At 37.2% G+C, this 15,713-nt stretch carries 19 protein-coding genes; 16 read left to right on the top strand and 3 right to left on the bottom strand.

What is annotated here, in order from left to right; all coding sequences use genetic code 11:
- The first annotated feature begins 46 nt into the window (after positions 1–46).
- From OQ267_RS01525 to OQ267_RS01505, 5 genes are all read left to right on the top strand, one after another.
- Positions 47–619, top strand: a complete 573-nt coding sequence (locus OQ267_RS01525) for an NAD(P)H-dependent oxidoreductase (RefSeq protein WP_088299807.1) — start codon at positions 47–49, stop codon at positions 617–619.
- Between the two features lie 290 nt (positions 620–909).
- On the top strand, positions 910–1,305 hold the full coding sequence (tssD, locus tag OQ267_RS01520; protein ID WP_029281978.1) for a type VI secretion system tube protein TssD: 396 nt from the start codon (positions 910–912) through the stop codon (positions 1,303–1,305).
- A gap of 130 nt (positions 1,306–1,435) precedes the next feature.
- Positions 1,436–1,831: a type VI secretion system tube protein TssD gene (gene tssD, locus OQ267_RS01515; RefSeq protein ID WP_088299806.1), complete on the top strand. Its 396-nt coding sequence runs from the start codon at positions 1,436–1,438 to the stop codon at positions 1,829–1,831.
- A gap of 877 nt (positions 1,832–2,708) precedes the next feature.
- Entirely contained in the window at positions 2,709–3,476 is a 768-nt protein-coding gene (locus OQ267_RS01510) for a hypothetical protein (protein ID WP_265834633.1), read from the top strand.
- Positions 3,477–3,479: 3 nt separating this feature from the next.
- Complete coding sequence (locus OQ267_RS01505) at positions 3,480–4,070, top strand: hypothetical protein (RefSeq protein WP_265834632.1); 591 nt, start codon at positions 3,480–3,482, stop codon at positions 4,068–4,070.
- Between the two features lie 41 nt (positions 4,071–4,111).
- Here the strand turns inward: OQ267_RS01505 and OQ267_RS01500 are convergent, their stop codons facing one another.
- Together OQ267_RS01500 and OQ267_RS01495 are read right to left on the bottom strand one after the other, a co-directional pair.
- Positions 4,112–4,969 (bottom strand): EamA family transporter, encoded by an 858-nt coding sequence (locus OQ267_RS01500; RefSeq protein ID WP_265834631.1) that lies wholly within the window; start codon positions 4,967–4,969, stop codon positions 4,112–4,114.
- Between the two features lie 136 nt (positions 4,970–5,105).
- Positions 5,106–5,453, bottom strand: a complete 348-nt coding sequence (locus tag OQ267_RS01495; RefSeq protein ID WP_088299802.1) for a hypothetical protein — start codon at positions 5,451–5,453, stop codon at positions 5,106–5,108.
- Between the two features lie 118 nt (positions 5,454–5,571).
- On the opposite strand from OQ267_RS01495, the gene OQ267_RS01490 reads away from it, so the two are divergent.
- Both OQ267_RS01490 and OQ267_RS01485 read left to right on the top strand, forming a co-directional pair.
- Positions 5,572–6,105, top strand: coding sequence for a superoxide dismutase family protein (locus tag OQ267_RS01490; RefSeq protein ID WP_088299954.1), 534 nt, complete (start codon positions 5,572–5,574; stop codon positions 6,103–6,105).
- 95 nt (positions 6,106–6,200) lie between these two features.
- Positions 6,201–6,731 carry an ExbD/TolR family protein gene (locus OQ267_RS01485; protein ID WP_265834629.1) on the top strand — a complete coding sequence of 177 codons (531 nt, stop codon included), beginning with the start codon at positions 6,201–6,203 and terminating at the stop codon, positions 6,729–6,731.
- 61 nt (positions 6,732–6,792) lie between these two features.
- Here the strand turns inward: OQ267_RS01485 and metK are convergent, their stop codons facing one another.
- Positions 6,793–8,043: a methionine adenosyltransferase gene (metK, locus tag OQ267_RS01480; RefSeq protein WP_088299800.1), complete on the bottom strand. Its 1,251-nt coding sequence runs from the start codon at positions 8,041–8,043 to the stop codon at positions 6,793–6,795.
- A gap of 224 nt (positions 8,044–8,267) precedes the next feature.
- Between metK and OQ267_RS01475 the strand changes: the two genes are divergently transcribed.
- From OQ267_RS01475 to OQ267_RS01435, 9 genes are all read left to right on the top strand, one after another.
- Positions 8,268–9,149, top strand: coding sequence for a diacylglycerol/lipid kinase family protein (locus OQ267_RS01475; protein ID WP_265834628.1), 882 nt, complete (start codon positions 8,268–8,270; stop codon positions 9,147–9,149).
- A gap of 40 nt (positions 9,150–9,189) precedes the next feature.
- Entirely contained in the window at positions 9,190–9,540 is a 351-nt protein-coding gene (locus OQ267_RS01470) for a translation initiation factor (RefSeq protein ID WP_088299798.1), read from the top strand.
- 242 nt (positions 9,541–9,782) lie between these two features.
- Positions 9,783–11,378, top strand: coding sequence for a phosphoenolpyruvate carboxykinase (ATP) (gene pckA / locus OQ267_RS01465; protein ID WP_265834627.1), 1,596 nt, complete (start codon positions 9,783–9,785; stop codon positions 11,376–11,378).
- A 298-nt stretch (positions 11,379–11,676) separates the two neighbouring features.
- Positions 11,677–12,507 (top strand): MotA/TolQ/ExbB proton channel family protein, encoded by an 831-nt coding sequence (locus OQ267_RS01460; RefSeq protein WP_010601914.1) that lies wholly within the window; start codon positions 11,677–11,679, stop codon positions 12,505–12,507.
- Between the two features lie 74 nt (positions 12,508–12,581).
- Positions 12,582–13,196 carry a biopolymer transporter ExbD gene (locus OQ267_RS01455; protein ID WP_088299796.1) on the top strand — a complete coding sequence of 205 codons (615 nt, stop codon included), beginning with the start codon at positions 12,582–12,584 and terminating at the stop codon, positions 13,194–13,196.
- A gap of 3 nt (positions 13,197–13,199) precedes the next feature.
- Complete coding sequence (locus OQ267_RS01450; protein WP_088299795.1) at positions 13,200–13,706, top strand: ExbD/TolR family protein; 507 nt, start codon at positions 13,200–13,202, stop codon at positions 13,704–13,706.
- A 17-nt stretch (positions 13,707–13,723) separates the two neighbouring features.
- Positions 13,724–14,545 (top strand): energy transducer TonB, encoded by an 822-nt coding sequence (locus OQ267_RS01445; protein ID WP_088299794.1) that lies wholly within the window; start codon positions 13,724–13,726, stop codon positions 14,543–14,545.
- Positions 14,546–14,551: 6 nt separating this feature from the next.
- The gene (locus tag OQ267_RS01440) at positions 14,552–14,779 is read left to right on the top strand and encodes a hypothetical protein (RefSeq protein WP_088299793.1); all 228 of its coding nucleotides are present in this window, start codon (positions 14,552–14,554) and stop codon (positions 14,777–14,779) included.
- Positions 14,780–14,788: 9 nt separating this feature from the next.
- Positions 14,789–15,691: a PstS family phosphate ABC transporter substrate-binding protein gene (locus OQ267_RS01435; protein WP_265819264.1), complete on the top strand. Its 903-nt coding sequence runs from the start codon at positions 14,789–14,791 to the stop codon at positions 15,689–15,691.
- Positions 15,692–15,713: the final 22 nt, after the last annotated feature.

Raw genomic sequence — 15,713 nt, 5'->3', positions numbered from 1 at the left:
AGTTTTGTAACATCTACCGCCTCAAAAGCTAAATATCAACATATAAATGAAGCAAGTACTTATCCTGAATGGGGATATAGAAAAGACGGTATCCACAGATTTTTTGATTAATGCCTATAAAAAAGGTGCTGAAAGTGCTGGTGCAACAATTAGGGAAATTGCCATTATTGACCTGATCTTTAATTCTAATAAACTTTTTAATAACAGACAGATTGCCGAGCTGGAGCCTGACTTACAAAAGGCTTTAAATGCCATCAGACAGAGCAGCCATATTGTGCTTTTTTGCCCGGTTTATGTAGATCATATACCTGCCAAAATCAAAGGATTTTTTGACCGGTTATTTATGCCTGATCAGATTTTTCTGACTCAGCAACAAAACATCAATAATAACTTTAGCGGGCGTTCTGCCAGGATTGTTTCTATTTTAGATGAAGCTACTTTTAAAGAATGGAAAGCAAATAAGAAAACAACATATCTCGCAATTAAAAAGGCGGTGTTTGAAAAATGTAAGATAAGCCCTGTATTAACCAATACCATGGGCGAATTACATTCTCTTGAAAATCATTATAGCCAAAAATGGGTGGCCAAAATGGAAAAATTCGGATTTCAATTAATTTAGTAGACAAACCCACAGCGGAATAACATGCCCAAAAGTGCTACATATCATGGAGAATTACTACAATCAGCATTTTTTTTATGAAGCATATTAAAGTCTTTAATTATTTTTTGTAAATTCTTTACCATAAAAATCTTGTCGCAGGCGTTTGTAAAAGGGATATTTGTAACATTACTTTTATGGTTTATCAAATTTTAAAATACGTTAACTGATTGCTGGCCTGATATTTGGTTTATATTTTGTGTCGTAGCAAAAGCTACATTAACAAATTTTAACCTTTAAATTTAGACCCTATGGCTTTCAAAGCTAGATTGAATTTTTCGGGCAAGGAGTACGATGTGCTTCATTGCGCCTATGCATTAAACCGTGATGTAGATGCTAAAGGAAGACCCTCTTCCGGAGTTTATGGCGGTACCATTGATATTGAGATCGAGTCGACCGAAGACACCTCCATTATCGAAGCAATGGTAAACAACCAGTACAAACCCATTACCGGAACCCTTCTGATTAAGAAAACGGAAGAAGATGCCAAAATGAAAGAAGTGGATTTTGAAGATGGTTACATTGTCAAGTATTCCGAAGGAATCAACATTGTGGGCGATCATCCGATGACGCTTAAATTCCAGATCTCGGCCAGAAAGCTGAAACTCGGAAATGCAGAGCATCTAAATGATTGGCCTAAAGCGTAAAGGAGGTAGAGGATAAAAAGGTTGAAGGGATAAGGTTAATTAGATACCGGATGCCCACGACCATGCTCTTCGCCACACGCCAACCGCTAATAACAATTCATTTTTTAAAAAACATTTAAAACTTACCAAAATGGCATTTAAAACCAGATTAACATTAGGTTCAAAAGAATTTGATGTATTACAGTGCAGCTTTTCATTAAACAGGGATGTAGACGCTAAAGGCCGTCCGTCATCAGGGGTATACGGTGGAACCATCAACATTGAAATCGAATCAACTGAAGATACTTCCGTAATCGAATCGATGGTAAACAACCAATACAAACCACAATCAGGAACGATTGTCTTCAAAAAAGGCGAAGAAGATGCCAAAATGAAAGAACTAACTTTCGAAGATGGCTATATCGTTCAATATAGTGAAGGTATTGCCGTGAATGACAATACACCAATGACACTTACTTTCGTGGTATCAGCCAGAAAACTCAAACTGGGTAATGCAGAACACGAAAACGATTGGCCAAAGGCTTAAATTATATTTTAATATAAAGATTAGAAGCGATTGGTATAAGCCAATCGCTTTTGTTTATCACATTATTGAAATTTAAACCACTAATCTAATATTCGAAACAAAACCACTCTACTCTGATATTTAAGCTTGAATTGTATTTAAGAATTAACATAATAAGCTTTTTAAATATTTAATTAGTGCAATCAGTATCAATCAATACTTATTTAACTGAGCATTGTAAGTGAATTGGATTTTGTTCAGATCAACGTCACATGTCTTTCTGAATAAGTTTCAGTTGATTTTTGATCCACCAATGGAATGATCTAAAAGTAGTGGCTAACGCTCATACAAGTTCATAAATTGATTGCATTGTTCAGTGTATAGTGTTTGAAAAATACATTCATCAAATGCCAAGAGGATAATTAGCATTCTACTGGAGCGAAATTAACTGTTTTAATATGTATACTCGTTAGCCATTATATATGAGTAAGATACATTGAATTTGGCTTGGCATTTGGGGGCAATAATAATGCTGAAATAACCAAAGTTTTAATTCTAAAATTTAAAACTTTGGCTTTCAAAGCTAGATTTAACTGTGATGTGAATGCGCTAAAGGGAAGCCTATCATCTGCAGTCTTCTTCGGCGGTGTGAAATAGAATATTGAAATCGGATACCTTAATATCGGAGCGATGATCAATAAACAATACAAGCCTATTGCCGGAAAGTACTTGATTTGGAAATAGGGAAAAAATACCAGAATAATAGAAATGGTTTTAAACAGGATGATATGGTAAGGTATTCCGAAGGAATAATACTTTTGGCATCACCGGATGCCCATGAAATTCCAGATATCCTTTGAAGGCATTTATATATCTTTCACCTAATGATCGTTTACTAATGAAAAAGACCAAAACCATAAAAATAGTAAAGCCATCACAACCAACAGACCTAGAGTACATCAAAATGTTTGATGATTGTGTTATTGACTCAACTAAAATTGGAACAATTGATAAAACGATAGATGACAATATCAATGCCAACAGAAACCGGTATACTGATATTTCCAATCAGGTATCAGGCAATTCTTTGGCTTCGCCATTTGCATCCGGGTCTTTATTTGAGCCAGTTCATGCACTCAATTTAATTAAGCCGCTGGATACACCCATAGGCCTTTTTCAGGCTAATCCAGCAGAAGAACCTTTTCAGGATTTTGTGACAGGCTCATCAAAAATTCCATGGTACTTTATAGCCTGTACACATTATTTAGAATGTAGTTTTGATTTTAAGAAGCATTTGCATAATGGAGATCCTTTAACAGGTTATACCAAACGGGTACCCGCTAACAGGCCAAAAGTAGGGCATGGGCCTCCTTTTACCTTCGAAGAAAGTGCTGTTGATGCTTTAAAGCTTAAAAAATTTAATGAAATCACCAACTGGAGTCTGCCAACAGTTTTGCGTCAACTGGAAGCGTACAATGGTTTTGGATATTTTAAGTACCATAGCATTAATTCTCCCTACCTGTGGAGTTATTCCAATCAATATCAAAAAGGAAAATATGTTTCTGATGGGAAGTTTGATGCAGAAGCGGTTTCTAAACAAATGGGCGCAGCAGTTATTCTGAAAAGAATGGAACAACGCGCACTGATATATATACCAAGACACTAATATATGAACTGGATTAAAAATTTAACAGCCATAGTGGTTTTGCCCTTTTTCATTTGCTGCACTACGGAAAACGGCCGGGGGCAGCAAATGATGGATAAACAAGCAGATCAGAAATCACATCGATCCTTGTCTGAAAAGCCTTTGACCAGTTTAAGTGATGAGCAGGAATTCAGGAGAGTACTGGAAAGTTTAAAGCAAAATCTAAGGAAGAAAAGTTTAAAAAATGTTTCTGCCTTATTAAATTATCCTTTTTATACCAGTCATAAACAAGCCTCTAATGGCATTGGAATACCTGATGATCCCATCAATCTGTCAGAATTTAATACGTATAAATCTGCTATTTTCAATACTGATGTGATGCGGATTCTGCCTTTATGTAAAGAAGATAACTTATCTGAAATTGACGATAAAACAGATGAGGTTTATTATCGTTCACTCAAAAAAATAACTGATGCCGGCAGTAAAATGTATGAAGTTTATATGCAATACCCTGAACGCGGTACACAAGCTGAAAGTTATTTCAGCTTTATCTTTGGCAAAGTAAATGGTAAATTTAAAATGCTGGCTACCTACGCTAAGTGGCCTGTTAAATAATCTTCCTATAACCGTATTAATTACATAGAATGCCCTCTATTTTAGCCTCCCTGATGATTTCTTCTGGCGGTAAAAGAAGAGCCGGCAGAAGCAATAACCACACAGGCCACGGCAACACATTCTGTAAAGGAAAGGTATTCCTGTAAAAATACAAAGGCTGCGAGCGAAGCCACTGCAGGTTCCAGACTCATTAATATACTAAAGGTTTTGGCCGGTAGTTTCTTTAATGCACTCATTTCAAGGGTAAATGGAACGGCGCTCGAAAGTAAGGCAAGTGCTGCACCGAGGCCCAATAATCTGGGGGTTAATACACTAAAACCCCCGCTGAAAATGCCGAAGGGTAAAATAACAATAGTGGCGATGAGCATACCTGCTGAAACAGCTTCGCCGCCTTTCATTATTTTTGATATTTTACCGCCCAATACTATATAAGCTGCCCAAAAAGCACCGGCAAGCAAAGCCAGTAAAATTCCTCCAATATTTAATCCATTGCTGTGCCAGGGGGCAATTAAAGCAATACCAATTATCGATAAAGAAACCCAGATAAAATCTATGGCCTTTTTGGACGTAGAAATGGCTAGAATTAAAGGGCCGACAAATTCGAGTGTTACCCCCAACCCAACAGGAATTCGTTCGATTGCTAAATAGAATATCATATTCATCAATCCAAGCGTGCTGCCATACAGGAAGACATACTGCCACTGCTTAGCATTTAATTTAAAAAGATTGGGACGAAAAGTAATGAAAAGAATTACGGCTGATAATCCAATTCTGAGTGATGCAGTAGCCGCCGCACCTATCTCCGGGAAAAGCCCTTTTGCGATAGCTGCCCCGCACTGAACGCTGATTATGGACGTAATAACGGCAGGAATAGGTGGGATATTAAATTTACTTTTCATAGAAATGATAAACGAGCGGCGAAATTACATATTTATCGGATGCCACTATCAATCAGATGAGCATTATGGCTCTTCTATTATAAAAAAAGAGGCGAAGATCAGATCAACGCCTCTCGCAAAAGTACTTCAATAAAAGTTAGCAGAACAACTCCTGCTCGTCTCTGTTTTCAGTCGGTATTTTCTTTAGAAAGTCGTCAAATGCAGAACCAATATTGTCAGAATAAATGCCATAAGCGTCCAAAATAAAGCCAATATTATGATCAGAATCTTCCACCAAATAAAGAACGGAATTATCGCCGGGATCAGACTGGCCCTCAAAGCGGTATGTTTTTACAATCGTTAGGTCTTCAGGCTTATAAATCTTATCTAATGATTTACTTTGCATCTTACCGTGATCTGTCATCTTTAATTCATTATCTCTTCCTTTCAGCCTCAATTTCTCTAAAATTTGACTCAAGGTGTTCATTTCAAATGGCTGTTCCATAGTTACATGATTTTATATTGAATAAACACTACGTAGCGTAAATGGTTTTGTAATCATATTTTAAAAAGCAAACTAAATGATTGTCAATGTGTTTGATATAAAACTAAATATGAAAACAATGAAAAAATATTTTTTAGGCTTAGCCATTGCGGGTATGGCATTCATCAGTGCCTGTTCTCAAAAGGAAACAGAACTCGCTACTGCAAATCTTTCTGAAACTGCAGATCCATCTAAAAACATTGGTACTGTAAAGTTCTACGGACTTAGTGACGGGAAAATTAAAATGGATTTAAAATTAAAGTTTGCATCAAAGGCAGATAGTAATGTTGCTGTACATTTTCATGAACATGGCGATTGCGGTGATATGGGTGAAAATACTCATGGACATTGGAATCCAACAAAAGAGGACCATGGGAAATGGGGTTCGGGGTCGTATCATAGCGGTGATATCGGCAACATTAAACTAGATGATAAAGGAGAGGGTGAAATTTCAGTTACCACTGACCGATGGAGTGTGCAGGACGGCGATGTGAAAAATATCATTGGAAGAGGCATTATTGTTCATGGAGGAACTGATGATTATAAAACGCAGCCAACTGGTAATTCAGGTCCTAGAGTAGGTTGTGGTGTCATTGAAGCAGTTAAAAAGTAACCTTTAATTTGACCATATCAGAAAAGCGATTAAATATTAATCGCTTTTTTTATGCAATTTTAACAAGACTGTCATCATCATAAAAAAGATAAGATATGGCAACTTTAAATGAATCCCCTCGTGGCAAGGCCCATAAAGGAAAAATCAGAAAAACAGCTCCACGAGTGGATTTAACCGCAATGGTTGATCTCATGTTTCTGCTTACCACGTTTTTTATGCTGACGACCTCTTTAGGTACATTAAACGCGGCAGACATCGCTAAGCCCGATCCCTGTGATGATTGTACAATTGATTATCCTGCTTCCAGAACAATGACAATCTTGCTAGGGAGAAATAATATGGCAATCAGTTATCTCGGTACACCAGCAGGTGCAAGTATGAAAGTAATGCCCGTCAGTGAAATTTATAATCAGATCAGACTGAATAAATCAGTGATTGCAAAATCCCACGGTAATAATGAAAGTAAATATATGCTCGTGATCATAAAGCCTGTCAAGACAGCAAAATTCCAGGATTTTGTTGATGTTATTGATGAAATGAAAATTGCAGCGATTAAATCCTACAGCATTGATGATCAGCATTTCGATCCTTTAGAAATAGAAGCACTAAAAGCAAATGATTTATAAGGTACGTAAATAAGAAAGTCCCGGTGTTCGCCGGGACTTTACTCATGTTTTTTAAAAAAGCTTAAATGCCAAAAGCAGCCTTGACCTGGTCTACATAATCTAATTTTTCCCAGGTAAATAACTCAACCGTAACGGTCTTCTCTTCACCATTTGGTGTTCTGAAGGTTTTGCTAACGGTTTCAGGTGTTCTGCCCATGTGGCCATAAGCAGCAGTTTCACTGTAAATCGGATTTCTAAGTTTTAAGCGTTGCTCAATAAAGTAAGGGCGCATATCAAAAACTGATTCAACAATTTTAGCAATTTCGCCATCTGTTTTACCCACCTTGCCGGTACCATAAGTATTAATGTAAATTCCCATTGGTTTTGCAACGCCGATGGCATATGATACCTGAACTAAAATTTCATCAGCAATGCCGGCCGCAACCAGGTTTTTAGCAATGTGACGGGTAGCATAAGCAGCACTTCTATCTACTTTGCTTGGATCTTTGCCAGAGAAGGCACCACCACCATGTGCACCTTTACCACCGTAAGTATCAACAATAATTTTTCTGCCGGTTAAACCTGTATCCCCATGTGGGCCGCCAATTACAAATTTACCGGTCGGATTAATGTGGTATTCAATTTTATCATTAAATAAATGAGCATATTGTGGATTACTTTTGATGATTCTTGGAATCAAAATCTCCACTAAATCAGATTTGATTTTAGCCAGCATAGTAGCTTCTTCATCAAAATCATCATGTTGTGTAGAAATTACAATTGCATCAATGCGAACAGGTTTATTATGATCATCATATTCTAAAGTAACCTGACTTTTCGCATCCGGGCGCAGATATTTAATCTCGTCGTTTTCACGCCTTAAAACAGCTAATTCCTGCAATAATTTGTGAGAAAGATTTAAAGCCAAAGGCATATAATCTTCCGTTTCATTGGTGGCATAACCAAACATCATGCCCTGATCGCCGGCGCCTTGTTCCTCTTTGCTGCTTCTGTCTACCCCCTGGTTAATGTCCTGAGATTGTTCATGTATGGCGGATAAAATGCCGCAGGAGTTAGCCTCAAACATATATTCACTTTTGGTGTAACCGATTTTCTTGATTACATCACGGGCAATTTGCTGTACGTCTAAATAAGTTTTAGATTTAACCTCGCCGGCTAAAATTACCTGGCCGGTAGTAACCAAAGTTTCACAGGCCACTTTCGATTCCGGATCAAAAGCTAAAAAATTATCAATTAATGCATCCGAAATTTGATCGGCAATTTTGTCTGGGTGGCCTTCAGATACAGATTCTGATGTAAATAAATACGACATCTATTAAGTTTTAATGATAAATAAACATTTATAAAAGCGCCAATGACCCCTGGAAACAGGTTATACATGATTGAAGGAGGTATTAGCACTTTTTTTTAAGTGGTTGCAATCCGTTCCGAATCTCTTCGGAATAGCAAATCAGTCCACTATATTATGCGACAAAATTAGCATATTTTCTTTATTTCAAAAATTATAGATTATTTTGTACCCTCATTCTTTACGTTTTGCACACAAAGCACAATATACTTTTTATCATCAACCCAATTTCAGGTGGGAAGGGAAAACTGCGGATCCCTGATTTTATAGATAAATATCTCGATAAGGAGAAGTTCAATGCAAACTTTGTATTTACAGAATACATTGGCCATGCCGCTGAACTTGCCGACGAAGCCGCCAATAAAAATTTTGACATTCTCATTGCCGCTGGTGGAGATGGCACCATAAATGAAGTAGCGACTAAAGTACTTCAGCATCAAAAGATTCTGGGTATTTTGCCTCTGGGTTCAGGAAATGGACTGGCCAGGTTTCTGCAGATTCCTAAAAATCTTCGTCAGGCCATATTAGCCATTAACCGTTTGAAAATAGATAAAATTGATACGGCAACCTTCAATAATAAAAAATTCTTTAACCTTGCCGGAATCGGTTTTGATGCTCACCTGAGCTCCGTTTTTTCAAACGATAAGAAAAGAGGACTTGCCGGCTATGTAAAATTAGGTTTGAAGGAAGTTTTTGGTTATCGTGCACAAAAATATATTATTGATATTGACGGAATAGAATATCAAAGAAATGCATTTGCAATCAGCATAGCCAATTCCTCACAATATGGTAATGATGTTTTTATTGCGCCAGGCGCATCCATTAAGGATGGTCTTTTGGATGTTTGTATCATTAAGCCATTTTCACTGCTAAAATTGCCTCTTTTAGGTTATGTAATGCTAAAAGGAACTGCTGAACATTCAGAAATGATTGAGATCATCAAGGGTAAACAGATTAAAATTCTCAGAGAAACCGATGGGGCCGTGCATATCGATGGTGAACCTTTAAAAATGGGCAAAGAGATAGCGGTGAGTGTAGCCCCTCTTTCATTGAGTGTCGTCGTTCCCTAGCAAATTTTCTTATTGATCATTTCGCCTTACATTTGTACCCATGAAACCTAAAAAAAACAGCCTGAGCGATCTTGGAGGAATTATGTTTTCTACCAATCCCGACTTTGAATACCAGGAAGAGGCAGATGATCAAACTACATTGCCCAATAATCAGCAGGATTTACGGGTAATGCTGGATAAAAAAAATCGTGGAGGAAAAGCAGTAACGCTCATTACAGGCTTTAACGGGCGAGATGAAGACCTTGGGGTTCTGGGGAAAATGTTAAAGACCAAGTGTGGCGTAGGTGGTGCCGTTAAAGATGGTGAAATTATGATTCAGGGAGATGTCAGAGATAAAGTGATTGCTATTCTTCAGAAAGATGGTTATAAAGTTAAAAAAGCTGGGGGCTAAAAAATCCGGTGTTTAAATGCGATTAGAATATTTCCTTAAATGATCCTTTCTACTTCAGTTTTTAAGTCAGTCTTAGTGTATTTTTTTAATTTTTTTTCGATCTAAAATTTTGACTTAAGATTCAGTATGCCAATACTTTAAGTATTAGTGTATTTGCTACAATATGTAAATAAATAGTTAAAAATATTGGTTTTTGTGATCAATAACTATTTACCTTTGCTGCACTAATCAACTTATTGTTTATGAGCAAAAAGAAATTGCAAGCACCAGATTTAGGCTATTTAAATCTGGGTGAAAACATGACTGTAATGTACCAGTTGTCGCCAATGGAGCTAATTGATGAAGCCCTGGTAAACAGAGAAGGTACATTGGCGTCTTCAGGAGCTTTGGCTGTTGATACGGGTAAATTTACAGGACGATCTCCCAAAGACAGGTTTATCGTATATGACAATCTTACTGAAGACATGATTTGGTGGGGAGATGTAAATATTAAAATCGCTCCATCGCATTTCGATCAGCTTTTTTCTAAAATGACCAGCTATCTGCATAATCGGAAAATTTATGTACGTGATGCTGCGGCCTGCGCCAAACCGGATGTTGCCATTTCAATCCGTGTTATTACAGAAACCGCTTATCAAAATCTTTTTGCCCATAATCTTTTTCTCCGTCCGGAACATGACGACTTAGGCAATTGTCCGGAATGGTCAGTTATTGCGGCGCCGGGTTTTCTGGCCAATCCGCTTACTGACGGGACGCGCCAGGAAAATTTTTCGGTCATTAACTTTACAAAAAAAATGATTCTGATTGGTGGAACCGGATATACAGGTGAAATCAAAAAGGGAATTTTTTCTGTATTAAACTTTATATTGCCTGTTTATAAAAATGTTTTACCCATGCATTGTTCTGCCAACGTAGGTAAGGAAGGTGACACTGCGATCTTTTTTGGTTTGTCTGGCACGGGCAAAACAACTTTATCTGCAGATCCACAAAGAAAGCTGATTGGTGATGACGAACATGGATGGGATGAAAACTCGGTGTTTAATTTTGAGGGAGGTTGTTATGCCAAATGCGTGGATCTCACTGAAGAAAAAGAACCGCAGATTTATAAAGCCATCAAATTTGGTGCTTTATTGGAAAACGTTAATTTTCAACCCGGAACGCAAGATGTTGATTATGGTAATACCGATAAAACCGAAAATACAAGGGTAGCCTATCCGATTGATTTCATAGATCATGCGGTAATACCTTCTGTCGCATCTATTCCAAAAAACATATTTTTCTTAACAGCCGATGCTTATGGCGTGTTGCCGCCTATTTCAAAGTTAAATGTAGAACAGGCTATGTTTCATTTTCTAAATGGCTACACGGCCAAAGTTGCCGGTACAGAGACAGGTATTATAGAACCTCAGCTTACTTTCTCGGCCTGTTTTGGCAAAGCCTTTCTGCCATTGCACCCATCCGTATACGCCGGCCTTTTAGGTGAAAAAATGAAAAATGAAAATGTCAATGTATGGTTGGTTAATACAGGATGGAGTGGAGGACCATATGGCATTGGAAAAAGAATAAAATTAAGTTATACCAGATCAATAATCAGTGCCGCTTTAAAAGGAGATTTAGATCATCATCACTATAAAAAGCATCATGTTTTTAAATTAACGATTCCTTTACATTGTCCTAATGTGCCTGATGAGATATTGGATCCCTCAAAAACATGGAGTAATCAGGAAGAATACTTTATTAAAGCGTATGAACTGGCAAATGCCTTTGACCAGAATTTTAAGCAGTTTGAGCAAACCAAAGTGTCAAAAGTACACCCTAAATCGTTAAAATTGTGCTAAAAGCACTTTAAAATGCATTTTTTGAACGAAAAATTTGCAAATAGAGATTTTTTTAGTTTTTATTGTGAAAGAATTGTCTCCGGCTGAGGCAATTTTTTTGTTATACACCCTGTACGTTTGCAATAAACCATATCGTTAGGTAACGATTTAATTGTTTATTGATTTATTAATTTGTAATTTAAAATCAATTTATAAATTTGTTTTTCGCAACAAAATCAGATCGCATCCGTTGTGTGTAGTACAAAAGATAAAACAGCTAAAAATTAAAAACAAGAACTAAAACTAAAAATTAAAAAAAATGGCAAACGCACCAAAACCAACAACTGTTAAAAAAGAGAGCTCTTCAAGTGCATCAAATGTTTTCGCAACATTGGTTATTCCTATTTGTATCGTAATTGGCTTTATTATCTGGAGATTCGTGTTGGGTGATCCGGCAAACTTTATTGACAATAATAACGAGAACTTACCATTACCAAACAACTATCCAGGTACAGCTTACAAAGGTGGTCCGATCGTGGCAATCTTAATCGGTTTATTATTAACTACTATCGTTTTCTCTATCGAGCGTTTAATCGTAATTGGTAAAGCAAGCGGAAAATCAAGCTTAGATACCTTCATCATTAAAGTAAAAGGTTTATTAAACGCTGGTAACATCGAAGCTGCTAAAGCTGAGTGTGACAAACAACAAGGTTCTGTTGCTAATGTAATTAAATCAGGATTAAAAAAATATAGCGAAGTTGAAGCTGATACTAATTTAGATGTTGAGCAATCAATCGTTGCCATCCAAAAAGAAGTTGAAGAAGCTACAGCTTTAGAAATGCCTATGTTAGAGCAAAACTTAACCATTATTGCTACCTTGGTTTCAATTGGTACATTAATCGGTTTATTAGGTACAGTAACAGGTATGATCCGTGCTTTCGCCGGTTTGGCAAACTCTGGTGCTCCAGATCAATCAGCATTAGCGGTAGGTATCTCTGAGGCGTTAATTAACACGATGACTGGTATCGGTGTATCTACTTTAGCGATCATCATGTATAACGTATTAACATCAAAAATTGACAAGTTAACTTATGCAATTGACGAAGCTGGATTTAGCATCGTTCAAACTTACGCTAGTTCGCATAAATAATATTTTGAAATAATTTTTACCGGCTTTATGGAAAACCGGCAAAAAGATCATCATTATTAAAAAGTTAAAATATTATGCCTAGAATTAAAGTTAAAAGAACCAGTACGGTAACAGATATGACTGCCATGTGCGATGTAGCTGCGCTGTTACTTACGTTCTTCATATTAACTGCTACGGCAAAGCAACCAGAACCATTAGCGGTATCTACGCCTTCATCAACATATGAATTTAAGGTGCCAGCTGAGAACAATGCAACATTAACCATTGGTCAAGGTAAGGTATTCTTTGAAGTGGCTGGCCAAAAAGTAAGGGCTAGAACCTTAGAGTTAATTGGAGAGCAGTACAAAATCAAGTTTACACCTGATGAAGTAAACAGGTTTTCGGTTATCGGAACCTTTGGAGTACCGGTTGCAGACCTTAAAAAGTTTATAAATATGCCAGGTGGCGATCGGATGAAGCCAGGTGTTCAAACAGGTATTCCTACAGATTCTACTGATAACCAGTTGAATAACTGGGTTTTACTTGCGCGTAAAGCAACCGCTGAAGTTAATCAGCAACCAATGCGTGTAAGTATCAAAGGAGATTCAAAAGAAGAATATCCTGTAATTAAAAAGATCGTGGATGTATTGCAGAAGCAAAAAGTTAACAAGTTTTTATTGGTAACCAACGCAGAAGCTAGAAGAAAATAAGAAATGGCAGAATTAAACACAGGCGGGAAGAAAGCCACGCCAAGAGTCGATATGACGCCGATGGTAGATTTGATGTTCCTTTTGGTTACATTCTTTATCTTAACTACATCAATCTCTACGCCTCAGGCGATGGATATTGTAAAGCCTGATAAGGATGATAACAACAAGGACAATAAATTGGAACTGAAAGCTTCTAAAACCATGACTATTTTATTGGGTAAAAGCGATAAGGTAGCCTGGTATATGGGAGAAGCTGGTGCATCAGCTCCAACTATAGAAAGTTTATCACAGGTTGAAAAAGCGATTATCGATAACAGAAAAGTTGCAGATGCATCTGGAGTGAAAGGTGATTTCGTGGTATTGGTTAAACCAACCAGCGGATCAAATTTCAAAAACTTCGTTGATATCATGGATGAATTGGAAATATTAAAGGTTAAAGTTCGTCAGATTGATGATGACAATATTCTTGATAATGAAAAAGCATTCATGAAGGAGAAGGGTATTTTATAATTGTTAAATCCGTAATCATGTCAAAATTAGATATATTAAGAAAGGAGTGGATTGAAGTAGTTTTTGCTGAAAAGAATAAAAGCTACGGAGCCTACCAATTGCGTAAAACCAATGGGGCCAATACCACACGGGCATTAATTATTGGTTCAATAGTATTCCTTGCACTTTTCTTCGCTCCAAAAATTTATGGCCTTATTAAAGGTTCGATGAATGATACTGAGCAGGTAGAAAAAGCACAGGAAGTAGTTATTGCGCCACCGCCACCAGTTGATCCAAAAACACCACCCCCACCACCGGTAGAGCCACCGCCACCAAAAGTGGATCAGGTTAAAATGCCGCCTCCAATCGTTAAGCCTGATGAGCAGGTGCGTGATGAGGAACCACCAACAGTAGAAAAATTAAAAGAGGCAGATCCGGGGCAGAGAGATATTAAAGGTGATCCAACCGCTGATATTGTAATCGCTGAACCAGTTGGTGAAGGTCCGAAAAGAGAAGCTGCAGTTGCGGTTGATGATAACAAGGTTTATGACTTCGTTAGTATCGAGAAGCAGCCAGAATATCCTGGAGGTATCGCTAAGTTCTACAAATATTTAGGAGGAGCGATTAAATACCCACCAATGGCACAGGAAAATAACGTACAGGGTAAAGTATTTTTATCTTTCGTTGTTGAAAAAGATGGTAAATTGACAGATATTCAGGTTACCCGTGGTTTGGGTAGCGGAACTGATGAAGAAGCCATCCGTGTGTTAAAAGCGAGTCCACGCTGGAACCCAGGTATCCAGAATGGTAAGCCGGTAAGGGTAAAGTATAACATCAACGTTAACTTTACATTGAACTAAAAGTAAATGTTAAATTTTGATATTTTTAAGCAAAAATCGCCTAAACAGCGGTTTTTGCTCATTTTAGGCCTACTCACCTTTGCTTTATATTTAGTGATGGGGCTTGCCTTCATCTTTTGGGCACCACTTGCAATAAGGTTTAATTTTATTCCGGCATGGGGGCGTATTGCCATAGGTGTATTTTTAATTTTTTATGCTTTTGTAAGGCTATTGAGCCTTGGCAGAAGAGACTAAAATCCTGAAATGAGAAACATACTTTTAATATTTATGATCTTGGGATTCATTTCTTGTAAAAGAAAGGAAAAGACCACTCAGGTTAAAGAAACAAGAACAAGCGGAATATTGAAAATTCTGGTTGATGAAAGTGTAAGTCCTATCGTTCAGGAGCAGATTGATATTTTTAGTCTGGATTACCCGGATGCCAAATTTCAGATTACAGTTAAACCTGAAGAAAAGATTATTCCCGCTTTTCTGAATGACAGCGTAAGGGTAATTGTAATGCCCAGGTTACTGACTAAAGCAGAGGAAAAATACTATACTCAAAGGGGCATCAGGATAAATGCTACCCGGTTTGCCGTTGATGGCATTGCATTAATTACCAATAGAGACAATATCGATAGTACTATTACCGTTAAAGAGGTTATTGATATTTTACAGGGGAAGACTTCAGCAAAAAAACTGGTTTTTGATAACACCTATTCAAGTACCTTTCAATACTTTAAGCAACTGGCTAACATCAGTCAGTTTCCAGCTCAGGGTGTTTATTCAAAAAACTCAAGTGCAGAAGTAATTAAATTTATTGCTGAAGATAAAAATTTTATAGGTATTTTAGGGGTTGATTGGGTTTCAGATAGAAATACAAAGTATGCTGAATACCTGTCGAAGATTAAAACACTTGGTGTAAAAAATTTGAAAGGTAAGCCAGGAGATGATCAATTTTATAAACCAACACAGGATAATCTTATAAATGGAATCTATCCTTTTCTAAGAAACGTAAATATTATAGATTGTGAGGGTAGAGATGGTTTAGGCACAGGATTTGCAACATGGTTAAGAAGTCAGCGAGGACAATTAATTGTACTTAAATCTGGACTTGGTCCACATAAGTTAATGCCTAGAGAGATTAACCTGACAAAAGGAAAATAAATAACAAATTATAAATTGAACC

The sequence above is a fragment of the Pedobacter sp. MR22-3 genome (assembly GCF_026240075.1).
In the GTDB taxonomy this organism is placed as follows: Bacteria; Bacteroidota; Bacteroidia; order Sphingobacteriales; family Sphingobacteriaceae; genus Pedobacter.
This window is presented reverse-complemented; position numbering and strand designations above follow the sequence as displayed.